Here is a 26,825-nt window from a genome sequence, read left to right as displayed (position 1 = left end):
CCGGGCGCCGTCAACGCGCGAGGTCGCGGCGCCGGAACCCGGCGAACCCCACGAGCAGGAACCCGAGCGTGACCAGGCTGATCCACCCCAGGCCCGTCCAGTCCGGGTCGCCGACGCCGACGTCGGGGACGTGCCAGAACGGCGCGATCCCCAGCACCCAGTCGTCGAGGCCGAACGTGGGGCCCAGCAGCGTGAGGACGAAGGACGCGAGGACCCCGGCCCACGCGGCGAGGGCGGCGACGGGCCGGGCGCCGACGACCGCCACGGACAGCGCCACGACCGTCCACACCGCGGGGATCGTCGCGACGGCCTGCAGGAGGACGTCCCCAAAGCCCATCCCGAGTCCCGCGTCCCCGGCCCGTGCGGCGACCAGCGTGCCGGCGACCAGCACGAGGACGGCCGGGAAGCCGAGCGCGACCAGTACGTTGCTCCCGTAGTAGCGGGGCCGGGCGACGGCGCCGGCAAGGAGGGGCTCGACGCGGTCGCCGAGCTCCTCGGAGCGGACCTTGAGCATGACCTGCACCCCGGGGACGCACGCGATGATGCCGACCAGCGCGAGGATCGTGCGGATGAACGCGGCGCCGATCTCGGCGGTCGTAGTCGCACCGGAGGCGAGCACCCCCGTGATCGCGGAGTCGGTGCCGAAGAGGTCGCTGACCGATGTCGTGAAGTACCCGAACACGACCCCGATCGCGACGAACGCGACGGCCCACGTCACGAAAGCGCCATGGTTGATCCGCAGCGCCAGCCGCAGCGTCGAGCGGGTCGTGCCGCGGGCGGGCCCGGGCCGCGTCGCGACGATCCCCTGCCCGAAGTCGCGGCGGGCCTGCAGGACGAACGCGACAGCCGACACGACCACGGTGAACGCGACCGCGAGCAGCAGCGGTCGCCAGTCGTCGCCCGCCGCCGGCCGGGTCTCGTGCATCCAGCCGATCGGGTTCGCCCAGATCGTCCATGACGGAGCCTCGACCGAATAGCAGAACCCCGTCAGCAGGAACAGCGTGCCCAGCGTCCCGACGGCCATGGAACTGGCGGACCGCGCGTCGGACCCGAGCTGGGCGGTCATGGCGGCGACGGCGGCGAACATCCACCCCGTCGCGGTGAACGTCGCGGCCAGCAGCATCGAGGAGCCCCAGTCCCCACCGCACAGCGCGGTGACGACCCCGGTGACGACCCCGAGCGCCAGGGAGCCGATGAACGCCACCAGCAGGCCCGTCAGCAGGCGGGCGGACCGGCCCATGACCCCCGACGCGAGCAGCTCGGCCTGCCCGGAGTCCTCCTGCGCGCGCGTCGCGCGGGTGACGGCGAAGATCGCGCCGAGCGCGGCGAGGAACCCGCCCAGCGCGAGCGTGCGCCACGCGTTGAACCCGTCGGCCGTCATGAGGTCGTTCGCAGGTCCGAAGATCAGGCCGAGGGCCGGGTTCGCGCCGACCGTGGCGGAGAGCGCCGCCCGGGCCTGGTCGCTGCGGAACACGATGGGGAAGAAGATCACCGACGTCGCGGACAGGGCCGTTGCGATCAGCACCCACGGGGCGAGCAGGCGCCCGTCGTGCGCGAGCGAGACCCGCAGCAGCGGGCGCACCCCGACGACCGGTGACGAGCGGCGCGGCGCCACCGCGGTGCTCACCGGTCCCCCGTCGGGGTCGGCTCGTCGCCGTACAGGCGCAGGAACATCGACTCCAGCGACGGCGGCTCGACTGTCAGCGCCGTGATCCCCGCGGGCGTGAGCACGCTCATCGCCTCCCCGATGCGGGCCGAGTCGACGCTCGCGGCGAACCGCCCGCCGTCGACGTGCACGTCGTGGAACAGCGACAGGTCGTCGGGGACGCGCTCGAGCACCGCGTGGACCGTGGTGCGGGTCTGCCCGCGCAGGTCGGCGAGGGTGCCGGACTGCACGATCCGGCCGTCGCGAATGATGCTGAGGCGGTCCGCGAGGTTCTCGACCTCCGCGAGGATGTGCGACGACAGCAGCACCGTCGTGCCGCGGGCCGTCGCCTCGCCGACGACCCCCTGGAAGACGCTCTCCATCAGCGGGTCGAGGCCGGACGTGGGCTCGTCGAGGACCAGCAGCTCGACGTCCGACGCGAGCGCGGCGACGATCGCGACCTTCTGCCGGTTGCCCTTCGAGTACTGCCGCCCCCGCTTGGTCGGGTCCAGCTCGAACCGCTCGATCAGCTCGGCGCGGCGCCGCTCGTCGATCCCGCCGCGCAGAGAGCCGAGCAGGTCGATCGCCTCACCGCCCGTCATCGTCGGCCACAGCGACACGTCACCCGGGACGTACGCGAGGCGGCGGTGCAGGTCGACGACGTCGGCCCACGGGTCGCCGCCCAGCAGCCGCACAGTCCCCGCGTCGGCGCGCAGCAGGCCCAGCAGCACCCGGATCGTCGTCGACTTGCCCGCGCCGTTCGGCCCGAGGAACCCGTGCACCTCGCCGCGCGCGACCTCCAGGTCCAGCCCGTCGAGGGCCCGGAACCTGCCGAACGACTTGACCAGTCCTGCGACCTCGATCACCGGCACGCTCATCGAGCTTCCCTTCCCAGGCCCCCACCGACGGGAGGCCACCAGTCGAACGTTCGGACGTGCTCCCCGCAAGCGTCCGAAGTCCCTCGCACCCATCTTCTGCTCATCACGTGAGTCACCTGCTCGGGGTCGCCTTCGCCCGTCATGTGGGCCACGTCCCGCACCTGCTCCACCTGGACCTCGACGCACTCGTGGCACGCACGGCCCCGGCGGTCCAGCTCCACCTGAGCACTCCCGACGACTGACCGCGCGGGCGGCGCGTGGTGGCGTCGCCCCGGCGTCAGGCGGGACCGGGCCAGTCGATCACCCGCATCTCCTCCGGCTCGGACATGTCGATCACCGTCGACGCCCGGTGCCAAGGGGGCGCGGCGGCTGCGGAGAGGTGCTGGGCCCCGTCGTAGCGCAGCAGGCGGGGGTCGTCGGGGTCCAGCCGTCGGGGGGCGCCGTGCAGAACCTGGCCTCGCCGGCTGTCTCGTCGCCTCGGTACGGCTGAGCCGTCATCGCCGCGCGACGCGCCGCCCGGCGTCCCAGCCCGGCGCACGGTGACCCGGCGGCGGTCCCACCGTCGTCACACCGTGCCGCTCCAGCAGCCATGACACCACCGAGTTCGACGTCCACATCTCGCCGACGCGCGCCTCGTCGCGGCCCCACGTGAGCGGCGGCACGAGCACCAGGTCGTCGAGCACGTCGGCGGGCAGCGGGAGCTCGTCGCCCACGGGGAGGACGTGGCTGGGCGGGGCGGGCGCGTCGACCACGCGCAGCTCGTACCGGAACAGGGGGCACCGCCCCAGCAGCCGTGACCCGACCGGGCCGGACAGGACGACGCGTCGCGCCCCGGCCGACCTCCCCCACGTCGGGGCCATGTCGATGCTCTGCACGGCGCCGTCGACGGCGACCTCGAGCACCGCGTGGACGAGCCGCTGCGGGGCGCGGTGCTCGCGCGCCGCGACGAGCCGCTCCCACCAGGCGCTGGTGCGCCAGGCGACGTGGCCACCGGCCCCGACCTGCGCCCACTCCACCCGCGCCACCGCGTCCACCCGCCCATCCCACCGCTGCGGAGCGCTGGGGGCAAAGGCGGCATGCGGCGACGACCCACCCGACACGCCCCGACAGGCCCGGCCGCACGCGCCCCGGCCGTGCCTACGCTCGTGACATGGCGACCGTCCCGCCCGTCCCCGCTGTTCCTGTCGGCCCGCTGTGGCGCCTGGGTGAGCACCCGTGGCTCGCGGACGCCCCGCCCGCGCCGGCGTCGGCGCGCGTGATCCTCGACAACGACTTCGCCGGCGACCCGGACGACCTGTTCCAGCTGGTCCACCACGTGCTGTCGCCTTCGGTGGAGATCTCGTTGGTCGTGTCGTCGCGCCTGCGTCACGACCACGACGGCCGGTCGGAGACGAGCGCGGCCGACGGCGCCCGTGTCGTCGAGGACGTGTTCGCGCGTATGGGCCTGACGTCGACCGACGTCCTGGTCACCGGCTCGGAGGAGACCCTGACGGACCTGCGCACGCCGCAGCGGTCGGCCGCTACCGAGCGGATCGTCGCCGAGGCGATGCGCGACGACCCGCGCCCGCTGTTCTACGTCGCGGGCGGCGGGCTGACCGACCTGGCGTCGGCGTACCTGGCGCACCCCGAGATCGCGGGCCGGTTCGTGGTCGTGTGGATCGGCGGGTTCGAGCACGAGCCCGTGCCGTGGCTCGACGCACCCCGGTCGGTCGACGAGGAGTACAACCTGTCGATCGACGTCCGCGCCGCGCAGGTGGTGTTCGACGCGCCCGGCCTGGACCTCTGGCAGATCCCCCGCAGCACGTACGCGACGTGCGTGCTGTCCGACGCGGAGTCGCGCACGCGCGTGCGGGCGGCCGGACCCCTGGGCCGCCACCTCGACGACGAGCTCCGCGCCGAGATGCGGCGGCACGCGCAGCCGTCGCGCCCGCCCAGCGAGGCGTACGTGCTGGGCGACTCCTGCCTGGTGGTGCTCACCGCGCTGCAGACCTACTGGACCGGGGACGCGTCGTCCTGCCGGTTCGTCACGCGCCCCAAGCCAGGGCTGACGGACGACGGTCGGTACGTCGAGCGTCCCGGCGCCCCGCAGATGCGGGTGTGGACCCACGTCGACGTGCGGCTCGTCCTCGAGGACCTGTTCGCGAAGCTGCGTCTGTTCGAGGCCTGGCGCGCGGACGCATAGCCGCTCGGCGGGCAGCGCGGGTGCCAGGCGGGCACCGCGGGCGGTGAAACGCTTCGACGACTGCACGGAGGCGTCCGCGCTGGTGGGCTGGTCACGCTGACCCGCACCTGTCGAGAGGGATCCCCGTGCACGCACTTCGCAAGGCGCTGACCGCAACCGCGGCCGCACTCGTCGCCGCCGCCGGCTCGGTCGCGGTGACCGCCCCGGCGAACGCCGCCGCCGCGTGCCGCGTCGACTACACCGTGGCCAGCCAGTGGCCGGGCGGGTTCAACGCCGCCGTGCAGGTGACCAACCTGGGTGACCCGCTCACCTCGTGGGACCTGCGCTTCTCGTTCGGGGCGGGGCAGACCGTCAACCAGCTGTGGAACGGCACCGTCGCCCAGACCGGGGCGGCCGTGTCCGTGCGCAACGCCGCGTACAACGGGACCGTGGCGACCAACGGCACCGCGTCGTTCGGCTTCAACGGCACGTTCGCCGGCGCCAACCCCGTGCCGACCGCGTTCACGCTCAACGGCGTCGCGTGCACCGGCGCGGCGGCCACGCCGACCGCCCCACCGACCGCATCGCCGTCGACGTCGCCGTCCGCGACCGCGACGCAGTCGCCCCGCCCGACGACGAGCCCGACCACCACCCCGACCCCCACGCCGTCCACCGGCTCCGTCACGGCCGACCCGACCCGACTCGTCGCCGAGATGGGCCAGGGCTGGAACCTGGGCAACCAGCTGGAGGCCAGCATCGACGGGGTGCCCAGCGAGACCGCGTGGGGCAACCCGGTGATCACGGGCGCCCTGCTCGACCGGGTCAAGGCCTCCGGGTTCGACACGGTCCGCATCCCCGTCTCCTACCTCGGCAAGATCGGCGCGGCCCCGGACCACACCGTCGACCGCGCGTGGCTCAGCCGGATCCAGCAGGTCGTCGACCTCGCGTACGACCGCGGGTTGTACGTCGTGATCAACATGCACGGCGACGGCTTCAAGAGCGTCAGCGGTGCGTGGCTGATCTGCGACGCGTCGGGCCAGGAGCAGATCCGGGCCAAGTACCAGAAGGTCTGGCAGCAGGTGGCCTCGACGTTCAAGGATTACGGCGGCCGGCTGGTCCTGGAGTCGATGAACGAGAACTTCGACGGGCAGTACGGCAACCCGACGCAGCCGTGCTACTCCAACATCAACGCGTACAACCAGGTCTTCGTCGACACGGTGCGCCGCACCGGCGGCACCAACGCCTCGCGGTGGCTGCTCGTCCCGGGCTGGAACACCAACATCGACTACACCACGGGCAGCTACGGCTTCACGATCCCGACCGACCAGTACCGGTCGTCGGCGATCCCCACCGCCGACAGGCGGATCATGATCTCCGTCCACTACTACGACCCGTGGGACTTCGCCGGTACCGAGAGCGGGGCGACCACCCAGTGGGGCCCGGACGTGACCGACCCGTCGCGCAGCGCGACGTGGGGCGACCAGGTCCACATGGAGAACCAGCTGAAGAAGGTCTACGACGCGTTCGTCGTGAAGGGCTATCCCGTGTTCATCGGTGAGTACGGGTCGATCGACAAGACGAGCGCCGACCCGACCAACAACCGGTACCGCGCCGACTACGCCCGCACCCTGGTCACCCTCGCCAAGACGTACGGCGCGGCCACCGCCTACTGGGACAACGGCTACAACGGCGGGTACGGGTTCGGGCTGTTCGACCGGCAGTCCGCGACGGTGACTCAGCAGGGGATCATCACCGCCATCACGGGATCGTGACCGGGTGCCCGGGCGCGCGGCTTCCGGCCCCGCGCGCTCGGGACGCCGCGGTGGTGGCGGTCGCGCGCCGGCGCGTCAGCGGCGGTAGTCCTCGTCGGTGACGTGCTCGAGCCACGTCACGACCTCGCCGTTCTCGTCGGCCTCCTGGATCGCGAGGTGCGCCATGAACCGCTCGGGCGTGGCGCCGTGCCAGTGCTCCTCGCCCGGCTCGACGTACACGACGTCGCCGGGCCGGATCTCCTGGACCTCGCCGCCGCGCACGGCGACGTAGCCGATGCCGTCGGTGACGTAGAGGGTCTGGCCCCGGGGGTGGCGGTGCCAGGCGGTGCGCGCGCCGGGGGCGAACCGGACGTGGGCGCAGCCGACGGCGGACTGCTCGTCGGGGGTGCGGACGCCGTCGATGTGGACGGTGCCGGTGAACCAGTCCTCGGGGCCGGCGGCGGTCCGGCCGCCGCTTCGCGTGAGCTTCATGGTGGTCGTCCTCCGTGGGTCGGGGTTGCCTGGCGCCGCTCAGACGGTGAGGAGCACCTTGGTGGCGCGGCGCTCGTCCATGGCCCGATACCCCTCGGCGGCCTGCTCGAGCGGCAGCGTGAGGTCGAAGACCCGGCCCGGGTCGATGGCGCGGTCCCAGATGAGCTGGATGAGGTCGGGCAGGAAGCGGCGCACGGGTGCCGGGCCGCCGAGGATCTGGACCTGGGAGAAGAACAGCAGCTGGCCGGGCAGCTGGACGTCGTGGCTGACGCCGACGAAGCCGAGGTTGCCGCCGGGCCGGGCCGCGCCGATGGCCTGCGTCATGGACTCCTGGCTGCCGACCGCCTCGATGACCGAGTGCGCGCCGAGTCCGCCGGTCAGCTCCTTGATGCGCGCGACGCCCGCGTCACCCCGCTCCTCGACGACGTCGGTCGCGCCGAAGTGACGCGCGAGCTCCTGGCGGTCGGCGTGCCGCGACATCGCGATGACCCGCTCGGCACCCAGCTGCCTGGCCGCGAGCACGCCCATGAGCCCGACCGCGCCGTCCCCGACGACCGCGACGGTCCTGCCAGGCCCAGCGTTCGCGGCGACGGCGGCGTACCACCCGGTTCCCAGGACGTCGGAGGCCGCGAGCAGGTGCGGGACCAGGTCGGCGTCGGGCTGCCCCGGCGTCGCGACGAGCGTGCCGTCGGCGAACGGGATGCGGGCCTTCTCGGCCTGGGTGCCGATCGCACCGTCGACGAAGACGCGGTGCACGCAGCTCGACGGGAAGCCGGCGCGGCAGATCTCGCACGTGCCGTCGGAGATGACGAACGACCCGACGACGAAGTCGCCCGGCTTCACGGTCCTGACCGCGGAGCCGACCTCCTCGACGACGCCGACGTACTCGTGCCCCATCTTCGCGCGGTCGACCCGGTCCGCACCGCGGTACGGCCACAGGTCCGACCCGCAGATGCACGTCGCGGTGATGCGGATGACGGCGTCGGTCGGCTCGACGATCGTCGGGTCCTCGCGGTCCTCGACCCGGACGTCACCGGGGCCGTACATGATCACGCCGCGCATGGGGTTCTCCTCCTCGGTCCGGACCTCCACTGTGCGCCGGTGCGCCCGTCGCCGCTTCCCGGACAGCCGTGGCGAACCTCGTCACCAGGCACGCCTTGACCTCGAGCGCGCTCCAGGTTGCACGCTCGTCGTCATGGACACCACGCAGCGGACCCCCGAGCCCGTCCTCGGGGCCATGTACTTCGGCACCCGCGCCGACGAGGCGCTCTCGGCCACCCTGCTCGACGCGTTCGTCGACCTCGGCGGCCGGTGGATCGACACCGCCAACTGCTACTCCTTCTGGGCCGACCCCTCGGGTGTCGGCGGGCAGAGCGAGCGCGTCCTCGGCCGGTGGTTCGCGGCACGCCCCGGCGTCCGGGACCGCGTGCAGCTCGCGACGAAGGTCCGCCACCAGCCGCTGGTGCCGCACGAGTGGCCGTCGTCCTCCGAGGGCCTGTCCGCCGACGCGATCGCGCGGGGCTTCGCGGCGTCCCTCGACCGGCTGGGCCTGGACGCGGTGGACCTGCTGTGGGCGCACGCGGAGGACCGTGACGTCCCGCTCACCGAGACGGTCGAGGCGTTCGGCGCGCTGGTCGCCGCGGGCCGGGTCGGCCGGCTGGGCGCCTCCAACCACGCGGCGTGGCGGGTGGAGCAGGCCCGCGCGATCGCCCGCGAGCGCGGCGTCGAGCCGTGGTCGGCGGTGCAGCTGCGGTACTCGTACGTCTGGCCGCGACCGGGGATCACCCTTCCGGAGGGCGGGCACGTGCACGCCGAGCGCGACCAGCTGGACCACGCGCGCACGGAGGGCCTCGACGTATGGGCGTACTCGCCGCTGCTCACCGGGGCGTACGTGCGCGACGACCGCCCGCTGTCGGAGGGCTACGACCACCCCGGCACGCACCGGCGGCTGGCGGTTCTCGCGCAGGTCGCCGACGAGCTCCGGGCGACGCGCAACCAGGTGGTGCTCGCCTGGCTCATGGCGCAGGGCATCAGCCCGATCCTGGGCGTGAGCTCCCTCGACCAGCTGGCCGAGGCCATGGCCGCACGGGACCTGACCCTGCCCGACGAGGTCCGGGCGCGTCTGGACGCAGCGGTCTGACGGGCGCTGCCACGATGGCTCCCATGACGGGGTACGCACCGGGTGAGGTCGCCGAGCGCACGGGCCTGTCCGTGGACACGCTGCGCTACTACGAGCGCGAAGGGCTGGTCGGCCCGATCGCGCGGTCGGCCGGCGGGCAGCGCCGGTACGACGACGACGACGTCGCGTGGATCGGCCTCGTCACGTGCCTGCGCGACGCCGGCCTCGGCATCGCGGAGCTGCGTCGGTTCACCGAGCTGCTGCGCACCGAGGCCGGCGCGGCGGACCGGGTCGCGTTCCTGCGGGCCCGCCGCGCCGAGCTCGAGGAGCAGGCGCAGCGGATCCTCGCCGCCGTCGACGTGCTCGACGGGAAGATCGCCCACTACGCGCAGGAGTCATAGACCCACGTCCCGGCCCGCGCGACCACCAACGCCCCGGGCCGGTGTCCCGCGTCCGACACCCGAGACGGCTGTCACGCGAGACCGGGGTTGCGTCGATCAGACCTTCGGACGGGCGACGCAACCCCGGTCTCGCGTGACCCGCGTCCCGGTGGGTGGACAGGGGACTGCCTGACGTCCGCGTCGGGCCCGCGTCATGGACCTGCCGCGCCCTCCGCCGCGACGCTCGCCGGGCTCCGGGCGAGGACCACGCACCCGGCCACGGCCGCGACGACCGCGAGCGCCACCGGGACGGCCCACCCCGCGCGGACCGTGTCACCGAGGACGGCGACGCCCACCACGCCGGGCACCAGCACCTCCACGACCGACGACAGCGCGGCCACCCCGCCCGCCGGCCCCCGCTCGAGCGCGCGCAGGTACGCCAGCACCCCCACGGCCCCGCACGCCACGATCACGATCGCCAGCGGCTGGCGCACGGTGGCGAGCAGGTCCCCGGACGCGTGCGCGCCCCGGGCGGCGACTGCGGCCCCCGAGTAGCCCAGCCCGGCGAGCAGCGTGAGCAGCCGCGGGCCGCCCCGCGCGTACGCGGCCAGGAGCCCGGCGACCAGCACCCCGGAGGCGACGAGCATCCCCGTGGTGAACCCCGCCGGCGGCGTCACGGCCGGTTGCTCGCCCGACCCCAGGGCGACGACGACGAGGGCGGCGACCACCACCGCGACCGCCACGACGTCCCGCCGCCGCGTCGACGCACCCAGGACGAACCGCGCGAGGACCACCACCACGACCACCGACGACGCCTGGATCGCCTGCACCGCGAACAGCGGCAACCGGTCGAGCGCGAGCAGGGACGCCAACCACGCCGCGCCGTCGAGGACCAGCGCACCGAGCACGATCGGCTGCCGGAGCGCACCGGCCCCCGGGGACCGCCGCGCGCCGACCGCCTCCAGCACGGTGCTCACGCCGTACCCGACGGCGGCGGCGACGGCCGCCAGGAGCGCCGCGGTCACCTGCGCCCCTGCGGCCCGACGAACGGGAACGCGAGCGTGTCCCGGATGGTCCCGCCCACGAGCGTCATGACGACGCGGTCGATGCCGATGCCCACGCCCCCGGTCGGGGGCATGGCGAACTCCAACGCGTCCAGGAACTCCTCGTCGAGCTCCATGGCCTCGGGGTCACCGGCCGCCGCGAGGACCGACTGCGCGGTCAGCCGCGTGCGCTGCTCGACCGGGTCGACCAGCTCGGAGTACGCCGTGCCGAGCTCGGCGCCGAACGCCACGAGGTCCCAGCGCTCGGCGAGCCGCGGGTCGGCGCGGTGCGCGCGTGTGAGCGGCGACGTCTCCACGGGGAAGTCCGTGTAGAACGTCGGTGCGACGGTCTGCCCCTCGACGAACCTGTCGTACAGCTCGGACACGAGCACGCCGCGCGTCTCCGTCGGCTCCCACGCCACACCGAGGCTCCCGCACAGGGCCTGCAGCTGGCCCAGCGGCACGTCGGGGGTGACCTCCCGGCCGACGGCCCGCGACACCGCCTCGTGCACGGTGACGACCGGCCACGGCCCGTCGAGCCGCACGACCTCACCGCCCGGCCGGTGCGCCACCGGCTCGCCGTGCACCGCGACGGCCGCGGCGACGACGAGCTCCCGCGTGAGCTCGCGCATCGTCGTGTAGTCGCCGTACGCCTCGTATGCCTCCATCGACGTGAACTCGGGGTTGTGCGTCGCGTCGACGCCCTCGTTGCGGAAGTTGCGGCCGAGCTCGAACACCTTGCCCACGCCGCCGACCATGAGGCGCTTGAGGAACAGCTCGGGCGCGATGCGCAGGTACAGGTCGAGGTCGTACGCGTTGATGTGGGTGGTGAACGGGCGCGCGTTGGCACCGCCGTGCACGCGCTGCAGGATCGGCGTCTCGACCTCGAGGAACCCGCGGTCGACGAGCGAGCTGCGGATCGACCACACGGCGGTCGACCGGGCGCGCAGCGCGGCCGTCGCGGCGTCGTGCAGCGCGAGGTCCATGTGCCGCAGCCGCACCCGGGCCTCCGCGTCGGCCAGGCCGCGCCGCTTGTCCGGTGGCGGCGTCAGCGCCTTGGCCGCCATGCGCCACGAGGACACGGCCACGCTGAGCTCCCCGCTGCTGCTGCGCGTGAGGTGGCCGGTCACGCCGACGTGGTCCCCCAGGTCGACCGTGCGGCGCCACAGGCCGAGCCCGGCCGTGCCGGACGCCGTGAGCAGGGCCTGCACCTCGTCGGTCCCCTCCCGGAGCACCGCGAACACGACCCCGCCCAGGTCGCGCAGCCGCACGACGCGTCCGACGACCGACACCTCCGGGCCGTCGAGCGGGACGCCGCGTGCCGCGCCGACCGTGTGCGTGCGCGGCACCGTGACGGGGTACGGGTCCATCCCGGCCGCGCGCAGGACGTCGAGCTTGGCGTGGCGGACCCGCTGCTGCTGGGTCAACCGGCGCGGGGCGACCTTGACTGCGAGCAGCTCCTGCTCCTGCGCGACGGCCGCGGCGACGAACGCGGGGTCGTCGGCCTGGTGCACCGGCTCGCGCTCCGCACCGCTGAGCCGGCGCAGCGGGGGCACGAAGCCCTCCGCCTGCCCGAGCGCGAGCACCACGCGCGTGAGGTGCCCCGCGCTCTCGTAGCACAGCACCCGCGGCTGCCACTCCGGCAGGTACTTCTCGTTCGAGCGGTACAGCTGCTCGAGCTGCCAGAAGCGCGATGCGAGCAGCAGCACGCGCCGGTTGAGGCGCTGCACCGGGGTGGCGCCGACGCGCTCACCGAGCTGGAACGTCTCGCGGAACATCGCGAAGTTCATGGAGATCCGCTCGACGCCGATGTCCCGCGACGCGTCGACCAGCCCGCTGACCATGAGCTCGGTGACGCCCGTGACCGCCTCGGGCGAGCGCCGCATGACGTCCAGCGACAGGCCGCGCCGGCCCCACGGGACGAAGGACAGCACCCCCCGCAACCGGCCGTCCGCGTCGTGCGCGGTGACGACGACCTCGCGGGGGTCCACCGGTGAGCCGAACCGGTCGAGCGCCATCGAGTACCCGCGCTCCTGGCCGCGCCGCCAGCGGTCCGCCTCCGCGACGACCGACGCCAGCTCGTCGGGCGGCACCTCCGCCTGCCGTCGGACCCGGACCTCGTACCCGGCGTGACGCCCCCGTTCGACCGCACGGCGCACGCCGCGCATGGCGGGCCGCATCAGGTCGAACGAGCGGGCGACGATCACGGCCTCGTCGCCCATCACGATCGGGTGCAGCCCGACCGCCTGGTAGGCCCGCGCACCGACCTCGGTCGTCGACGTCACGGCAGGCACCCAGCCGTAGCGTCGCGCCGTCGCCAGCCACCGGGCGACGGCGTCCGGCCACGCGTCCGGGTCACCGAGCGGGTCCCCGGCGGCGAGGCAGACACTCGACACGACGCGGAACGACACGGCGGCCCGCCGGTCGGCCGAGAAGGTGGTCGACCGGTCGTCCCGGGTCGCGAAGTACCCCAGGGAGTCGTCGGACGGGTGCTCCAGCAGCAGCCGCCGGACCTGCAGCCGGTCGTCGGCGGCGTCGGTCCCCACCGGCTGCCGCGAGCGCCCGAACAGCGCGAGCGCCAGCACCAGGCCGACCGCGGCGACGAACCCGCCGACGACGCCGACCCACGCGGGCACGCGCCCCACCGTGCCGGGGTTCAGCACCGAGCCGTACGCGCCGAACGCCTGCGCGAGCGCCCAGCGCAGCTGGTCCCCCACCGACGGCAGCCCGCGACCGACCAGCCGCAGCAGCACGAACGACAGCAGCGCGCCCGCGGCGAGGAACCCGGCGACGACCAGGAGGGACCGCCACCAGGCGCCCGGCCGCACCCGCGCCGGGAACGCGGCCCGTGCGCTGACCAGCACGGGGACGGCGACCAGGGCCACCGCCCAGGCGACGACGTCCCGCGGCGTCACCCCGAGGTCGGCGCGCCCCGCCGGATCGACCACCCACGCGAGCGCCGTCACCACTCCCACGACCGCGACGGGCACCTGCCACACGAGCACGAGGAACCACAGCGCCACCCGCTGGTGCCGCACGAGGCCCGACGCGATCGTCGCGAGCAGCACCAGCGAGAAGAACCCCGGATAGGAGGGCAGGTTGAGCACGGACAGCACGTCGCCGACCGTGCGGACCACGCCGGGCGCGAACGGCAGGAGGAGCAGGGCCACGACCTGCCAGGCGGTGAACGCCTGCACGACCCGGGCGGCGACCCTGGCGACCGTGTCGGCCCAGGGCCCGGCCACCACGGCACCCGCAGACGCACCGCGACGGCGTGCACCGACGCGCGCTGCCTGCGCGTCGGGCCCGGTCGGCACCGTGCGACTGCTCACGACGTGCTCCGTCCCGGGCTCGTCCGCCCCTGGGCATCCCCCACCCGACGCAGGCCCGAGCTGCGACCGTCGTCCCTTCGCAGCGTAGGGACGGCACGTGCCGCGCGCGCCCCGACGGCCCCGGCACCACCCCGCGCGGGCGCCGCGGCCCCCGGGCGCGCCTCATCCCTGCCGGGTGAGGCGGCGGCGGACAGCCCGTCGGACGCTGGCACCGGCCGCCCCGCGTCCGGCCCCAGCGACGCACCCGTGAGGAGACCACCATGCGCCGTCGTCCCGCCCTCGCCGTCCTGCCCATCGCCGCCGCGCTCGCCCTCGGGGCGTGCGGCACCGACACCCCCGAGCAGAACTCCGCCCAGGCGTGCGAGGCGGCCGAGGAGCTGGCGACGGCGCTGGACGACCTGGAGGCCACCCTCACGCAGGACGCCACGATCGACGAGATCCGTGCGGCACGCGACGCGGCGGACGCCGCCCAGGAGCGGCTGGACGAGGCCGCCGCCGACGTGGCCCGGGACCGTGCCGACACGCTCGACGACGCGTGGGACCGGCTCGACGACGCGGTCGACGACGTCGCCGGTGACGCGACCCTCGCCGAGGCGCTCGACTCCCTGCGTGACGAGGCCGCGCAGGTCCGCGCGGCGCGCCAGGAGCTCGTGGACGAGCTGACCTGCTGACGGGCAGGCACCGGGACGGTGGACGAGGAAGCCCGAGGGCGAGGGGGACGCCGTGCTCTACCACATCCGGGTCGGCGGACGACTGCCCGACGAGGCAGCGCTCGCCCTGCCGGACGTCGTCGTCGTCGAGGGCACGGACCACCAGGTCCTGTCCTGCCAGGTCGTGGACGCGGCCGCGCTCACCGGGGTGGTCGCGTACCTGCACGACCTCGGGCTGCGCGTGCTCGACCTGCAGGTCGTCGAGGACCCGGACGGCGGGACACCGCTCAGGTGAGCAGCCCGCGCGCCGTGGCCTCGCGCACGGCCTCCCGCCGGTCGGCGACGCCCAACTTGCGGTAGACCCCGCGCTGGTGCGTCTTGACGGTGTTCACCGACACGATCAGCGCCTCGGCGATCTCCCGGCTCGACAGGCCCGCGCGCAGGCACGCGAGCACCTCGTGCTCGCGGGACGTGAGCTCCTCCCACGGCCCCTCGGGCTCCCGTGCGCCGAGGTCCAGCACGCGCCGGACCGTCGCGCCGTGCCGGGTGCCCCACGCCAGGTGGTCCACGAGGAGGGCGCGCCCCGCCGGCCCGGACGGCACGAACGGCACGACCAGAGCCTCCGCGTCCGCGTCCGCGAGCGCCGTCTCCAGGTGCTGGTGGGCCTGCCCGGGCGCGCCGGTGGCCTGCGCGAGCAGCGCCTCCGCGAGACCCGCGCGTGCCGCCGCGACCGCGCCCGGCACGGGTCCCAGCCGCTCCAGCAGCGCCCGCGCCGGCACGCGGCGGCCCCGCTCGGCGTCCTCGGCGGCGGCCCACGCCACCACCACGGGGTCCGGTCCCGGCGTCGTCGCCACGTCGCGCCCGCCCGCGACCGCACCGAGCACGTCGAGCAGGTCCCTCCACAGCGGTGGGACGCCACCGCCGTGCGTGCGTGCGTCGTGCAGGCGGCCCGGGGCTCCCGGCAGGCGCCCGACGACGTCCGCGGCCGCCGCTAGCGCGACGGCGACGCGACGGACCGGCGCGTACCGCGGGTGGCGCGACAGACCAACGACACCGTCGAGGAGCGGCCCGACGTCGCGGTGACGTCCCTGCCACAGCGCCACGACGGCCCGGGCCAGGTGCGCCGGGACGAGCGCCACCATGTCGCGCGCGCCGGCCGCGACGGCGATCGTGATCGCCTCCACGGCCGCACCGTCGGCCGCGACGAGCGACCCCCGTCGGGCCAGCAGCAGCGCGTGGTGCGCGCGGCACGCCGCATCCAGGACGGGCAGCCGTGCCGCCACGGCGAGCGCCCCGGCGTCGCGCAGCAGGGCGTCGACGCGCTCCCCCGTCCCGTGTTCGAGCTGCGCGGACGCGAGGGCGAACAGCTGCAGCCCCCGGGTGGCGGCCGAGGGCTCGGGGGTCTGGTCGAGGTGCGTGCGCACGCACCGTTCGGCGCGCGCCTGCTCGGCAGGGTCGCTCGTCGTCAGCAGGACTGCGAGCGCCCGTGCGGGCGTCGGCGCGGGCCCCTCCGCCGGGCCCAGGGTCGCGCCCGACGCGATCGCCTCGACGACCTCCGCCGCAAGCGTGAGCTCCCCGTCGCCGTGCTGCAGCGCGGCGAGCCGGTCGGTCAGCGCACGGACGTCCGCGACGCGCTCCGCGAGGACGAGATCGGTCCACCGCGCGGCGAGCACGGCCGCGGCCAGGGGGGCGTCGTGCGCCCGCAGCGCGTGCTCGACCGCCGTGACCGGGGCGTCGTGGACGCGGTGCAGCGCGACCCGACGGTGCACGAGCAGCGCGACGGCGGGCTGGCGGCGCGCGGCGACCGCACGGCAGTGCGCAGCGAAGAGCGGGTTCCACCGGTAGCCGGCCGGACCGTCCGCACGCTCGGGCGTGAGGAACAGGCCACGCGCGACGCACTCCTCGAGCAGCGCGGCGCCGCCTGCGGCGAGCTCCTCGGCGAGCACGGGGTCGACCACGTCGTCGGTGGTCGCACGCAGGACGAAGTCCCGCAACGGTGGTCGCAGGCGGTCGACGACCTCCTCGACGACGTAGCCGCCGATGTCGAGGTCGGTGGCGCGCAGCGCCAGCAGCTGCTCCGACGGGTCACCCGGGTCGAGCGAGAGCAGCGCGAGCCGCACGGCGACAGCCCACCCTGCGGTGAGGTCGACGAGCCGCGCGGCGGCGGCGTCGTCGATCTCGGGCAGCCCGTCGGCGCGGGCCAGCGCCTGCACGTCCTGCGCGGTGAAGACCAGGTCGGCGGCGCGCAGGTCGGTGAGATCGCCGGACATCCGCAGCCGGTGCGCCGGCGGCGGCGGGTCGTGCCGCGACGCGAGCACGAGCGAGACGTCCCGCCTGGCCAGCACCTCGCGGACCAGGTCCGCGACCTCGTCGGCGGCAGCGGCGTGCGCGTCGTCGACCACGACGACCCGGGTCCGGTGGTCCGCGGGCGCCGTGGAGCCGCCGGTGGCCCAACCCCGGAGCGCGTCGGCCACCGCCGCGTGGAGCCCCTCCTGCACGGCGACCGTGACCACCGGGCCCGTGTGCGCGCGCGCCCACTGGCGCAGGAGCGTCGACTTGCCGTAGCCGGCGGGCGCCACGACGGCCACGACGCGGTGCGCCGCGAGCGCGTCCTCGAGCGCCTGCACGCAGCGCGCGCGTGGGATCCCGTCGCTGACCGCGCGTCGTCGCGCGACGCCGGCACCGGCGCCCTGCTGCACCTCAGCGGCCATGGCCGCACCCCCGGACCGGCCCGCGGCAACCCCCCGGATGGCGCGTCGGTCGTTCCGACCGTACAAGCCGGACGCGACCACCACACGTCGGGAGGCGACGCGGCGGCCTGTCGTACGCGCCGGTCGGGTCTCATCCCCGACGGGTGAGCCGCCGCGACCCCGCGCGGCGCACACAGTACGGCGACGTGCCGGACCGCCGGCCCGCCCTCACCCGCGCGACCCGGCACCGACCGCCCACCTCACCGGCAGGAGACCGTCATGACCACCTTCACCGCCTGGCGCTTCGACGACGTCGACGGCGCCGAACGGGCGCTGACCGTGATGCAGGGTGCGGACGACGAGGGCCTGGTGCGCGTCGTCGACCGCGCGGTCGTCAGCTGGCCGCAGGGTGCCGCCCGCCCGACCGTGCGGCACGCTCACGACGACGAGCTGCGCGCCGGCGGCTGGGGCGCGCTGTGGGGCCTGCTGCTCGGCGCGCTGTTCTTCGTCCCGCTCCTGGGCGCGGCGGCGGGTGCCGCCGCGGGGGCCATCGCCCGGGCCGTCGAGGCCGTCGGCATCAGCAAGGACCAGATGGCGACGTTGCGCGAGCAGGTGACACCCGGGACGTCGGCGCTGTTCGTGGTCACCGAGGACGCCGACCTCGACCGGCTCGCCGAACGGTTCCACGGCCTGCACTCGACGCTGGTGAGCACGAACCTCACGGACGCCGAGCGGCAGGTGCTGTACGAGACGTTCGGCTGACCTCGCGGGCGACGAGGCCCGCCAGCGGCTCATCCCCTCAGGGTGAGGCCGCGCGCCGCTCGCCGGGCCATGGTGACGCCAGCGGCACCACCGGCGCGCCGCACGGAGACGAGGAGCGGGCCGTGGAGACGTTCTGGGACTGGTTCTGGCTGTCGGTGTGGTGGTTCTTCTTCGTGATGTACCTGATCCTGCTGTTCCAGATCTGCGCCGACCTGTTCCGCGACCGGCAGCTCAGCGGGTGGTGGAAGGCGGTGTGGGTGCTCGCCCTCGTCGTCGCGCCGTTCCTCGCTGCCCTCGTCTACATCATCGCGCGCGGGCGCGGCATGGCGGAACGCCAGGCGGCGGCGGCGGTCCAGGCCCGTCAGCAGACCGAGGAGTACATCCGCGAGGCCGCGGGACGCTCGCCCGCGGCCGAGATCGCGCAGGCCAAGGCGCTGCTGGACGCCGGGGCCATCGACGCGACCGAGTACGCGGTCCTCAAGGAGCGAGCGCTCGCGTGAGCCCCGGCACCTACCGGACGCGGACGATCGGCGCGCGGCAGGGCCGCGGCGTCCGGGTCGAGGCGACCCTCCGTCGTCCCACCGTGAGGGAGCAGAGATGATCCGCCTGCTGCTGCGCACGCTCGTCTTCCTGGGCTCCGCGGCCCTGGGGCTGCTCGCGGCGGCGGGGCTCGTCGACGGGTTCGACGTCTCGACGTCGGGGTTCGTCGTGACGGTGGCCGTCTTCGCCCTCGCGCAGTCGGTGCTCTCGCCCTTCGTCCTCATGATGACCAACCGGTACGCGAAGGCGTTCCTCGGCGGCGTCGGCCTGCTCTCGACGTTCGTGGCGCTCGTCGTCGCCACGCTCGTCACCGGCGGGCTGCAGATCCGGGGCGCCACGGCGTGGGTCCTGGCGACGCTGGTCGTCTGGCTCGTCACCGCGCTGGGCACGTTCCTCCTGCCCTTCGTCCTGCTGCGCGCCCGCCGCGACGGCGACTCCAGGGCCGGGGGCCGTGCCGAGCGAGCCCGCCGCGACGGCCCGAGGTCGCGGCCACCGAGCGCGTAGTCACGGCGCCAAGGGTCACGCCGTCGCCGACCGCCCGCTCAGCGTCCGGCGAGCGCCGCGAGGACCACCCGGGCGCAGTCCTGCGGCGAGGCCCGGGACGTGTCGACCTCGACGTCGTAGCGCACGCCGCGGTGGACGGCCTCGGCCTGCGCGACCGCCATCCCCCGCACCCGGTCCGGCCGCCCTGCCTCGCGCGCGGCGGCCACGTCGGCGTCGCACCGCACGCCGACCCACAGGACGTCGAGACCGGACAGCGCGGCAGCGAGCCGCGCCTGCGACGCGCCGCCGCCGAGGAGGACGTCGTCGACCAGCACGCCGACGCCGGCGCGTGCGATGGCGGCGATGCCCGCCGTCCACGCCTCCTGGACCCGCATGAACACCGGCCCGACCTGCACCGACCCGTCCGGCGGGAACGTGATGGTCGCAGCCGCTCCGGGACCCTGCCGGGGCAGCGCGTCGACGAGGTCGTCCACGCCGAGCAGGAGCCACGCGTCGTCGAGCATGCCCTGCAGCGCCCGCGCCACCGTCGTGGTGCCCGAGCTGGACCCCCCGTTGAGGACGACGACGTCGGTGCTCACGTCACGAGCGTAGGTGCGCGCTGTGGGGGGTCGACGCGTGCCGGTCGTGAACGGGTGCATAGTGGCGCCATGCCGCGCGAGCCCCAGCCCGTGACCGCGAGCGCCCCCGAGCTCGCCGGCCGGGCGATCACGCGGCAGTCGTGGCGGGACCTCACGTTCGTGCACTGGCGGGTCGCGCCCGAGGTCGTCGCGCCGCTCCTGCCGGCCGGCACGCGACCGGACGTCCACGACGGGTCCAGCTGGGTCGGGCTCGTGCCGTTCCGCATGGTCGGCGTGGGCGCCGGGTTCGGGCCCGGCGTCCCGTGGCTCGGCACGTTCCCCGAGACGAACGTCCGCCTCTACTCGGTGGACGAGCAGGGGCGTCGCGGTGTCGTCTTCCTGACGCTCGAGGCGTCCCGGCTGGCGTTCGTGCTGGGCACGCGGGCCGTGTTCGCGCTGCCGTACACGTGGGCGCGGATGCGGGTGAGCGAGGCCGACGGCGTCCTGACGTACACGTCGCGGCGCCGCTGGCCCGGGCCGCGGGACGCGACGACGCACGTCGTCGTGCGGCCGGGCGAGGTGCTCGCGCCCGGTGACGCCGTCGCCGAGTTCCTCACCGCGCGCTGGGGCCTGCACACGCGCGCGTTCGGCCGGACGCTGTACGTGCCCAACCACCACGAGACGTGGCCGCTGCAGAGCGCCGAGCTGCTGACCCTCGACGACCGCCTCGTCGCCGCCTGCGGGTTGCCGGGTGTCGCGCTCCGACCGCCGGACTCGGTGCTGTTCTCGCGCGGCGTCCGCACGGACTTCGGCCCGCCCGTGGACGTCCGCACGCCGCTGCCGGGCTGACCGGGAAGGCCCCGAGCCTCGCCGTCGGCCCGCCGTGGGAGCATCGGGCCGTGCGTGTGACCGTGGTGCCGTACGACGACGACTGGCCGGCTGCCTTCCGACGCATCGAGGCCGAGCTCGACGCGGCCCTGGCGTCCGTCGACGTGCGGTCGATCGAGCACGTCGGCAGCACCGCCGTCCCGGGCCTGCCGGCGAAGCCCGTCATCGACGTCGACGTCGTGGTCGACGCGGCGCAGCTGGCACCGGCGATCGCCGCCCTGGGGTGCGGCGGGCTACACGTACGCGGGCGAGCAGGGCATCCCCGGCCGGCACGCCGTCACGGCACCGGCGGGCGGCGTCCCGCGCCACGTGTACGTCTGCGTCGACGGCTGCCTGGCGCTCCGCAACCACCTCGCCGTGCGCCGCGTGCTGCGCGCGGACCCGGACCTGCGGGCGCAGTACGCCGCCGTGAAGCGGGCGCTGGCCGGGCGCGAGCTGACGTCGATGGACGAGTACGTCGCGGGCAAGACGGCCGTCCTGCGCACGGTGCTGAGCGCGGCGGGCATGACGACCGGCGACCTGGACGCGGTCGCCGCGGTGAACTCGACGGCCGGTGCCGGCGTCGGACCTCTCGACGGGCCCGTGGCGGCGGAGACCTCCGTGAACCTGCAGGTCCTGGGCCGGTCCCTCGCCGCCGTACGGCACGAGGCGGGTGGCGATGCCGTCGTGCTGTTCTGCCACGGGTTCCGTGGTGAGAAGTCGGGACCGAGCCGGACCTTCGTGCGCGCCGCGCGCCGCCTGGCGCAGCGCGGCATCTCCTCGATCCGCTTCGACCAGTACGGGTCCGGCGACTCAGCCGGGGACTTCCTCGAGTCGCGCTTCACCGTCTGGGTGGACACGATCGCCGCGCTCGCGCGGGAGCAGCGCGACCTGGGCCGACGGGTGGCGCTGTTCGGTCAGAGCATGGGCGGCTCGGCCGTCCTCTGCGCCGCGGCGCAGGTCCCCGTGGACGCCGTGGTGGCGTGGGTGCCGGACGCGAGCGTCGACGAGTTCTGTCCCGGGCCGCAGGGTTTCGTCGAGGAGGGCGGCCAGCGGGTCGGCAACGCGTTCTGGCAGGAGGCGCACGACGCGGGTGTCCCCGACCTGTTCCGCAGCGTCACGGCCACGTGCCACCTGGTGTTCGGCACCGCGGACGAGTACGTCTCGACCGAGAACCGCGAGGCGCTGCTGGCGGCGGTGCGGCCCGGCGACCGCGTCGACGTCTTCGACGGGTACCCGCACAGCGCGTGGACCTACGACCAGGCCGAGGACGTCATCGCACGCAGCGTCGCGTTCCTGGTGGAGCACGTGGTGACCCCGGCACCCTGATCGACCGGGCCATGGTGATCGACCCCGCCATGGTGGTCGCCCGGGCCGGACGTCGATCAGCAGGCGGCTGCGAACCGGCGTCGTACGAGCGTGGAGCGAGCCGGACGGCCGCACGCGGCCCGGCCGTGAGACCGACGCCCAGCGCCGCCAGCACCCGCGCGACCTGCTCGGCCGCCAAGGAGCCGTGCCGCTCGAGCCGCAGGTGGACGCGACCGCGGACCCGCTCCGCCCGGTGGAAGGCCAGGATGGTCGTCGAGACGGTCGTGTGACGCGGGAACCGGGCACGGGCCGCCGCCTCGTCCCGGTGCTCCAGCAGCACGAGCACGCCTCCGGCGAGCTCGGCCCGCAGGGCGTCGGCGCGCCAGTGCACCGGTGCGTCGACCCCGCCGGTCACGTGCCGCGAGCGGTTCGCCGACGAGATGGCGAGCAGACCGGCGGCCTCCGACGCCGCCGCGAGGAACCGCTGCGACGGGCACGCGTCGCCCGGGACGATCACCTGGGCGGTCGTCACCGAGCCGTCCAGCGCGGTCAGGCCCGACGGCACGTGCGCGGCCGCGGGTCCACGGAACCCGAACGGGCCGAGGGCGCAGAAGGCGTCGACGACGTCGGCCAGCAGGCTCGGTGGCACGCAGTCCGGCAGCGCCGACAGGTCGAAGGCGCTCAGCACCTGCCCCGACGGCGCGGTCAGGCTTCCCGTCTGGTCGCGGGGCCGCCCCTTGAGGGCGTTGACCCGCTCGACCGCGTCGGCGCGGGCCGTCAGCGCGTAGATGTTCCCGAACCCGTGCGCGACGGGGACGCCGTCGGCGAGGAGCCTCGCGGCGTGGGCGACGTCGTCGGGGTGGTCGAGGACGAGGCGGTCGTCGTCGGGCATGCGGGCCTCCCGGGGCTTGCTGGGAGGACCGCTCAGCCGCGTGGTGGATACCGATCCGGCGCGATGCCGACCGGCTCACCCGGGCCGTCGAGCACCCTGCGTGCGTGGAGGCACGGTCGGCACGTCCTAGGCGACGCAGACCACGCCGGTGTTGCCGTCCTGGTCGGCGATGACGGTGAGCCCCGGTGCGCCGCTGTCGTCCACGACGGTCCCACCGGCAGCCACGGCGGCGGCGATCCGCTGCTCGGCGGCCTCGGGCGCCACGTACACCTCGACGTGGAACCGCTGACGCGGGCCGTCCTGCTCGTCCGCGTCCCCGAACCACAGGTTCGGCACCCGGCCGGTCGCGTCCCGGATCTCGTCGCTGGGCGACCCGCGGCCCTGGGAGTCGGGGTCCCCCATCAGCAGGGCGGCCCACACCGGGGCGATGGTGGCGGAGCGGGCCGTGTCGAGGCCGAGCTCGACGACGCTGACCGAGGCGGGGTCGGCGGTGAGCCCGTGCTCGGCGGCGATCTGCGTGATCCGCCGCGCGAGGTCGACGTCCTTCTGCGTCACCCACTCCACGACGTGCTCGGTGTCCCCGTCCCGGTAGACCGCGTCGGGGCTGACCAGCTTGAGGTCCACGTACCCCTTGCCGATCGAGACGCTCGGGTGGTGCCCGAGCGCGTCACCCGGCTCACCGACCGCGGCGACGAACCGTGCGGCGGTGCCGAAGTCGTCGACCAGGTAGCGGGCGTGCAGGCCCTGGGCCAGCTTGCGCCAGTCGGTCAGACCGGCCTGCGTGATCTCGTCGTCCGCCAGCATGTCCATGGTCGTGGCCCCCGGTCCGTCGTGCGGCTGCGGCGCTCGTGGTCGTCGCCCCGCCCGACGCTACGACCGCGCGCTGCGGCGGTCCAGGGGTCGCGCGCCCGCGTCTCCGGCCGGCGTCCGCTCAGGCGCTCTCCACCGGCAGCCACAGCTCGACGGTCGCGGTGCTGAAGTCCTCGGCACGGTCGATCACGGCGACGACCTCCGGCCCCGGTCGCAGCCGCCAGGGGTTCGACGGGAACCACGTGGTCGCCGTCGCCGCCCACAGCGTCTGCAGGGTCTCGGGGTACGGACCGGCGGCACGGAAGACCGCCCACGCCCCGGGTTCGACGGGGAGGACGTCGAGGTCCTCGGGTACCGCGGCCTCGTCCGTGACGGCCACCCCGTGCAGGTACGTCAGCTCGCTGCCCTCCCGACGGTCCGGGTCGAGGTCGGCGCTCACCGCGAGCAGCCCTCGCGGCTCGCTGTCGCCCAGGGCCTTGAGCCGCTGGTGCTCCTGCGGGTCGATCGCCGCGACGTGCTGCTGGATCGCCGGGTTGATCCCGCGGTGCACGAGGGGGACCCGGGCGGCGTGGCCGACGAGTCGGAACGCGGGGCGGGTGACGATACGGACGTCCATGGGACTGGCTCCTTCGACGGTGAGGCGGAAGCTGAGACGGGGCTGGCTGCGGAAGGGGCCGCCGTCACGTCGCGCCTGCCCGGGGCTGACACCGTGCACCGAGCGGAACGCCCGCCCGAACGCCTCCGCCGACCCGTACCCGTGGCGCACGGCGACGTCGAGCAGGTCCCCCGACCCGGACACGACGTCCGCCGCGGCGACGGTCATGCGCCGCCGTCGCACGTACTCGGACAGCGGCATGCCGGCCAGCGACGAGAACATGCGTCGCAGGTGGTACTCGGTGGTCCCGAGCTCCAGGGCGGCACGGCCGAGGTCGACGTCCTCGGTGAGGTCGTCCTCCACGAGGTCGACGAGCCGGTTGAGCGAGGCGATCACGAGGGCTCCCTTCCGCGTCCACTCTCGCGGTCCGACGCCGCGCGCGACCCGATCACGCGTGCCCGATGCGGTCAGCCGCCGTACGGCAGATTGTCCCCATGGCCACCAGCTCCCCGGGGACCTTCCCGCCGCCACCCGTCCCGGGCCGGGTCCCGGTTCGTGAGCGCACCGTCCACGTCGTGACGCACCCCGAGGCGACCCACCACGTCGACGGCCTGGTCGGCGGGCAGTTCGACTCGGAGCTCACCCCGCGCGGGCAGGAGCAGGCGGCGGCCGTCGCCCGGGCGCTGCGTGCCCGCATCGCCGCGTCGCGCTCGGTCGCCGTCGTGACGTCGGACCTGCGACGCACGCACCGCACGGCCACGGTCGTCGGTGACGCGCTGGGCGTCCGCGCGGTCCTCGACGCGCGGTTGCGGGAGAAGTCGTACGGCGAGGCGGGCGGCCGACCGCAGTCCTGGCTCGACGCCCGCTTCGTCCCGCCGCCCGCGGTCGGCGACCGGCTGCGCCACCACGACGGCCTGCCGGCGACGGAGACCCGCCTCGACGTCGCCGTCCGCGCCTACGCGGCGATGACGGACGCGCTGACGCTCGACGTCGACGAGCTCGTCGTCGTGACCCACGGGTTCACCGCGTCCCTCGTCGTCGCGGCCTGGATCGGCATGCCCATCGAGTCCGCGGGCCACGTCGCGTTCCCCGTGCCGTCGGGGAGCATCACGACACTGCGGGAGGACGGGTTCTTCCACAACCGAGCGGTCGTGACGGTCGGCGACGTCACCCACCTGCAGGAGTGACGGCAGCGCACGTCTCGCGGCGTCGGCGACGCGGACGCGCGCTGCGCGTCCACTCCATGGGACACCCCTTCCGCGAGACCGGGCCTGGCTCCTTCATCGATCGGGATGAGCGAGCCAGGGCCGGTCTCGCGACGCTCGCGCAGCGGGCGCGCCGCGGCCCACCCGAAATCCCGGGTGCCGACGACGTCACGAGGGGGAGGCGGCGCGCGCCACCTCCCCCTCGTGACGTGCGTCGGACGCACGTCGTCGCCCCCCCCGGCGGAATCAGGCGGTGACGACGCGCAGAACGAGGACCGCGACGGACAGGACGAGCGGCACGAGCGGGGACGTGACGCCCTTGGTGTCGCGGACCCGCAGGTGGCCGATGACCGCGCCGACGAAGTAGAGGGTGAGGCCGACGGCGGCGGCGATGCCCAGGGGCGCGACCCACAGGCCGACGACGATGCCGACCGCGCCGGCGATCTCGAGGCCGGCGAGGACCGGGAGGCGACGCTCGGGGAAGCCGACCGTGCCGACGATGGACGCGACGACCTGCTCGTTCTTGCGCAGCTTCATCACCGCCGAGCTGGTGACGACGAGGGCGAGCAGGACGGTGAGGACGACGAGCGCGATGAACATGGGGATCCTTCGTGGGGCTCTGGGCGGCGCGAGGGCAGCAGCGGCTCGGGCGGAACGATCGTTCCGCGTCCCGTCAACCACAGAAGTGGAGTGTTCATTCCACATAGGTAGACTGACGTGATGGCGATCCCCGCCCGCCCCCTGCGCGCCGACGCGGAACGCAACCGCCAGGCGATCATCTGCGCGGCCGGCTCGGTCCTCGCCGAGAAGGGCTGCGAGACGACCCTCGAGCAGATCGCGGAGGCGGCCGGCGTCGGGGTCGGGACCGTCTACCGGCGGTTCCCGTCGCTCGAGGACCTCATGGCCGTGGTCCTCGAGGAGAAGATGCGCCGCTACGCCGAGCGCACGGAGCAGGCTGCCGAGCAGGCGCTCACCGCGCCCGGCGAGGCGTTCGACGACTACGTCATGTTCATGCTCGAGCAGCAGGCCACCGACGCCGCGTTCAGCGACGTGCTGCTCTCGCCCGGGGAGGGGACCGAGCTGTTCGTCGCCGAGAAGGCCCGCGCGTTCCGCGCGTCTCTCGTGCTCGTCGCGCGCGCCAAGGACGCCGGTGCCGTCCGCGCCGACTTCCACCCCACCGACCTGCACCTGCTCCAGCACGCCGCACGCGGCCTGCTGCGTGGCACCCAGCGATCGGCGCCACTGGCCTGGAAGCGGTTCGGCGAGTACATGCTGCAGGCCTTCCGGCACGCCGGTGACGCACCGCTGACACCGCCGTCGCGGATCTGGGCCAGGGTGGCGGCAGCGGCCGCTGACGTGGTGTCGGAGCGGTCGGGCGAGCCGCCCACGGGTTGACCCTCGACCGGGTGGAGGCCGCAGCGTGCGGCCGTGACCGTCGTCGAGGAACCCGCACCGCCCCTCCCGCTCAGCTACGTCTCCTGGCTGTCCGGCTTCACCGTCGGACGCCTCGGCGACGCCAGCCTCGGCTTCGCGCTCGGCTGGGTCGCGGCCGGCATGGGCGGGACGACCGCGGCCCTCCCTCCCGCCGCGCACCGGACCCCCTGACGGCACCGTGCCCCCGATGAGTGTGAAGCGTTGTTGCCG

General features: G+C 74.9%; 28 protein-coding genes and 1 pseudogene. 16 read left to right on the top strand and 13 right to left on the bottom strand.

From position 1 onward, the window contains the following. Positions 1-10 precede the first annotated feature (10 nt). A complete protein-coding gene (locus tag IR158_RS12370; protein ID WP_291813450.1) occupies positions 11-1,627 on the bottom strand; it encodes an ABC transporter permease in 1,617 nt (538 codons plus the stop codon). Beyond that, positions 1,624-2,523, bottom strand: coding sequence for an ABC transporter ATP-binding protein (locus IR158_RS12365; protein ID WP_291813448.1), 900 nt, complete (start codon positions 2,521-2,523; stop codon positions 1,624-1,626). Before IR158_RS12365 ends, IR158_RS12370 begins: the two co-directional genes overlap by 4 nt. 107 nt (positions 2,524-2,630) lie before the next feature. On the opposite strand from IR158_RS12365, the gene IR158_RS12360 reads away from it, so the two are divergent. After that, a complete protein-coding gene (locus IR158_RS12360) occupies positions 2,631-2,765 on the top strand; it encodes a hypothetical protein (RefSeq protein ID WP_291813446.1) in 135 nt (44 codons plus the stop codon). A 252-nt stretch (positions 2,766-3,017) separates the two neighbouring features. Here IR158_RS12360 and IR158_RS12355 read toward each other — a convergent pair whose 3' ends face one another. Then, on the bottom strand, positions 3,018-3,539 hold the full coding sequence (locus tag IR158_RS12355) for a hypothetical protein (RefSeq protein ID WP_291813444.1): 522 nt from the start codon (positions 3,537-3,539) through the stop codon (positions 3,018-3,020). Between the two features lie 134 nt (positions 3,540-3,673). Between IR158_RS12355 and IR158_RS12350 the strand changes: the two genes are divergently transcribed. Both IR158_RS12350 and IR158_RS12345 read left to right on the top strand, forming a co-directional pair. Next, positions 3,674-4,705, top strand: coding sequence for a nucleoside hydrolase (locus IR158_RS12350; RefSeq protein ID WP_291813442.1), 1,032 nt, complete (start codon positions 3,674-3,676; stop codon positions 4,703-4,705). Between the two features lie 125 nt (positions 4,706-4,830). After that, positions 4,831-6,456: a cellulase family glycosylhydrolase gene (locus tag IR158_RS12345; protein ID WP_291813440.1), complete on the top strand. Its 1,626-nt coding sequence runs from the start codon at positions 4,831-4,833 to the stop codon at positions 6,454-6,456. 75 nt (positions 6,457-6,531) lie between these two features. Here the strand turns inward: IR158_RS12345 and IR158_RS12340 are convergent, their stop codons facing one another. Together IR158_RS12340 and IR158_RS12335 are read right to left on the bottom strand one after the other, a co-directional pair. After that, positions 6,532-6,927 carry a cupin domain-containing protein gene (locus IR158_RS12340; RefSeq protein ID WP_291813438.1) on the bottom strand — a complete coding sequence of 132 codons (396 nt, stop codon included), beginning with the start codon at positions 6,925-6,927 and terminating at the stop codon, positions 6,532-6,534. A gap of 39 nt (positions 6,928-6,966) precedes the next feature. Continuing rightward, positions 6,967-7,989 (bottom strand): zinc-dependent alcohol dehydrogenase family protein, encoded by a 1,023-nt coding sequence (locus IR158_RS12335; protein WP_291813436.1) that lies wholly within the window; start codon positions 7,987-7,989, stop codon positions 6,967-6,969. Between the two features lie 133 nt (positions 7,990-8,122). Between IR158_RS12335 and IR158_RS12330 the strand changes: the two genes are divergently transcribed. Together IR158_RS12330 and IR158_RS12325 are read left to right on the top strand one after the other, a co-directional pair. Further along, a complete protein-coding gene (locus IR158_RS12330; protein ID WP_291813434.1) occupies positions 8,123-9,067 on the top strand; it encodes an aldo/keto reductase in 945 nt (314 codons plus the stop codon). A 23-nt stretch (positions 9,068-9,090) separates the two neighbouring features. Continuing rightward, positions 9,091-9,447 (top strand): MerR family transcriptional regulator, encoded by a 357-nt coding sequence (locus IR158_RS12325; protein WP_291813432.1) that lies wholly within the window; start codon positions 9,091-9,093, stop codon positions 9,445-9,447. Positions 9,448-9,638: 191 nt separating this feature from the next. Here IR158_RS12325 and IR158_RS12320 read toward each other — a convergent pair whose 3' ends face one another. Continuing rightward, entirely contained in the window at positions 9,639-10,451 is an 813-nt protein-coding gene (locus IR158_RS12320) for a hypothetical protein (protein ID WP_291813431.1), read from the bottom strand. Continuing rightward, positions 10,448-13,801 carry a bifunctional lysylphosphatidylglycerol synthetase/lysine--tRNA ligase LysX gene (gene lysX / locus IR158_RS12315; RefSeq protein WP_291813430.1) on the bottom strand — a complete coding sequence of 1,118 codons (3,354 nt, stop codon included), beginning with the start codon at positions 13,799-13,801 and terminating at the stop codon, positions 10,448-10,450. The genes IR158_RS12320 and lysX overlap by 4 nt, the downstream gene beginning before the upstream one ends. Before the next feature lie 260 nt (positions 13,802-14,061). Between lysX and IR158_RS12310 the strand changes: the two genes are divergently transcribed. Continuing rightward, complete coding sequence (locus IR158_RS12310; protein WP_291813428.1) at positions 14,062-14,472, top strand: hypothetical protein; 411 nt, start codon at positions 14,062-14,064, stop codon at positions 14,470-14,472. Positions 14,473-14,524: 52 nt separating this feature from the next. Further along, positions 14,525-14,746 carry a hypothetical protein gene (locus IR158_RS12305; protein ID WP_291813426.1) on the top strand — a complete coding sequence of 74 codons (222 nt, stop codon included), beginning with the start codon at positions 14,525-14,527 and terminating at the stop codon, positions 14,744-14,746. Here the strand turns inward: IR158_RS12305 and IR158_RS12300 are convergent. Beyond that, the gene (locus tag IR158_RS12300) at positions 14,739-17,162 is read right to left on the bottom strand and encodes a LuxR C-terminal-related transcriptional regulator (protein ID WP_291813424.1); all 2,424 of its coding nucleotides are present in this window, start codon (positions 17,160-17,162) and stop codon (positions 14,739-14,741) included. The genes IR158_RS12305 and IR158_RS12300 overlap by 8 nt on opposite strands. 258 nt (positions 17,163-17,420) lie before the next feature. On the opposite strand from IR158_RS12300, the gene IR158_RS12295 reads away from it, so the two are divergent. The 3 genes from IR158_RS12295 (at position 17,421) to IR158_RS12285 (ending at position 18,947) form a co-directional block, all read left to right on the top strand. After that, a complete protein-coding gene (locus IR158_RS12295) occupies positions 17,421-17,903 on the top strand; it encodes a DUF1269 domain-containing protein (RefSeq protein ID WP_291813422.1) in 483 nt (160 codons plus the stop codon). 122 nt (positions 17,904-18,025) lie between these two features. Beyond that, on the top strand, positions 18,026-18,403 hold the full coding sequence (locus tag IR158_RS12290) for a hypothetical protein (RefSeq protein WP_291813420.1): 378 nt from the start codon (positions 18,026-18,028) through the stop codon (positions 18,401-18,403). Between the two features lie 97 nt (positions 18,404-18,500). Further along, positions 18,501-18,947, top strand: coding sequence for a phage holin family protein (locus tag IR158_RS12285; RefSeq protein ID WP_291813418.1), 447 nt, complete (start codon positions 18,501-18,503; stop codon positions 18,945-18,947). Between the two features lie 38 nt (positions 18,948-18,985). Here IR158_RS12285 and IR158_RS12280 read toward each other — a convergent pair whose 3' ends face one another. Then, positions 18,986-19,525, bottom strand: a complete 540-nt coding sequence (locus IR158_RS12280) for a chloramphenicol phosphotransferase (RefSeq protein ID WP_291813417.1) — start codon at positions 19,523-19,525, stop codon at positions 18,986-18,988. Between the two features lie 69 nt (positions 19,526-19,594). Between IR158_RS12280 and IR158_RS12275 the strand changes: the two genes are divergently transcribed. The 3 genes and pseudogenes from IR158_RS12275 (at position 19,595) to IR158_RS12270 (ending at position 21,700) form a co-directional block, all read left to right on the top strand. Beyond that, positions 19,595-20,353, top strand: a complete 759-nt coding sequence (locus IR158_RS12275) for a DUF2071 domain-containing protein (protein WP_291813415.1) — start codon at positions 19,595-19,597, stop codon at positions 20,351-20,353. 50 nt (positions 20,354-20,403) lie between these two features. Further along, a pseudogene (locus IR158_RS19360) lies at positions 20,404-20,592 on the top strand (GrpB family protein); the annotation flags it as partial. A 109-nt stretch (positions 20,593-20,701) separates the two neighbouring features. Next, positions 20,702-21,700 (top strand): alpha/beta fold hydrolase, encoded by a 999-nt coding sequence (locus tag IR158_RS12270; RefSeq protein WP_366928441.1) that lies wholly within the window; start codon positions 20,702-20,704, stop codon positions 21,698-21,700. Here the strand turns inward: IR158_RS12270 and IR158_RS12265 are convergent. From IR158_RS12265 to IR158_RS12255, 3 genes are all read right to left on the bottom strand, one after another. After that, a complete protein-coding gene (locus IR158_RS12265; protein ID WP_291813413.1) occupies positions 21,645-22,571 on the bottom strand; it encodes a hypothetical protein in 927 nt (308 codons plus the stop codon). The two genes, IR158_RS12270 and IR158_RS12265, sit on opposite strands and share 56 nt — an antisense overlap. 126 nt (positions 22,572-22,697) lie before the next feature. Then, positions 22,698-23,381, bottom strand: coding sequence for a 4a-hydroxytetrahydrobiopterin dehydratase (locus tag IR158_RS12260; protein ID WP_291813411.1), 684 nt, complete (start codon positions 23,379-23,381; stop codon positions 22,698-22,700). A gap of 121 nt (positions 23,382-23,502) precedes the next feature. After that, positions 23,503-24,372 (bottom strand): AraC family transcriptional regulator, encoded by an 870-nt coding sequence (locus IR158_RS12255; protein WP_291813410.1) that lies wholly within the window; start codon positions 24,370-24,372, stop codon positions 23,503-23,505. A 98-nt stretch (positions 24,373-24,470) separates the two neighbouring features. Between IR158_RS12255 and IR158_RS12250 the strand changes: the two genes are divergently transcribed. Further along, positions 24,471-25,163 carry a histidine phosphatase family protein gene (locus IR158_RS12250; RefSeq protein WP_291813408.1) on the top strand — a complete coding sequence of 231 codons (693 nt, stop codon included), beginning with the start codon at positions 24,471-24,473 and terminating at the stop codon, positions 25,161-25,163. A 264-nt stretch (positions 25,164-25,427) separates the two neighbouring features. Here IR158_RS12250 and IR158_RS12245 read toward each other — a convergent pair whose 3' ends face one another. Continuing rightward, positions 25,428-25,781 (bottom strand): DoxX family protein, encoded by a 354-nt coding sequence (locus IR158_RS12245; RefSeq protein WP_291813406.1) that lies wholly within the window; start codon positions 25,779-25,781, stop codon positions 25,428-25,430. A 120-nt stretch (positions 25,782-25,901) separates the two neighbouring features. On the opposite strand from IR158_RS12245, the gene IR158_RS12240 reads away from it, so the two are divergent. Both IR158_RS12240 and IR158_RS12235 read left to right on the top strand, forming a co-directional pair. Then, entirely contained in the window at positions 25,902-26,576 is a 675-nt protein-coding gene (locus tag IR158_RS12240) for a TetR/AcrR family transcriptional regulator (protein ID WP_291813404.1), read from the top strand. A 33-nt stretch (positions 26,577-26,609) separates the two neighbouring features. Continuing rightward, the gene (locus tag IR158_RS12235) at positions 26,610-26,786 is read left to right on the top strand and encodes a hypothetical protein (protein ID WP_291813403.1); all 177 of its coding nucleotides are present in this window, start codon (positions 26,610-26,612) and stop codon (positions 26,784-26,786) included. The last annotated feature ends 39 nt before the right edge of the window (positions 26,787-26,825 follow it).

Source organism: Cellulomonas sp. (assembly GCF_015234515.1).
GTDB lineage: Bacteria > Actinomycetota > Actinomycetes > Actinomycetales > Cellulomonadaceae > Cellulomonas.
This window is presented reverse-complemented; position numbering and strand designations above follow the sequence as displayed.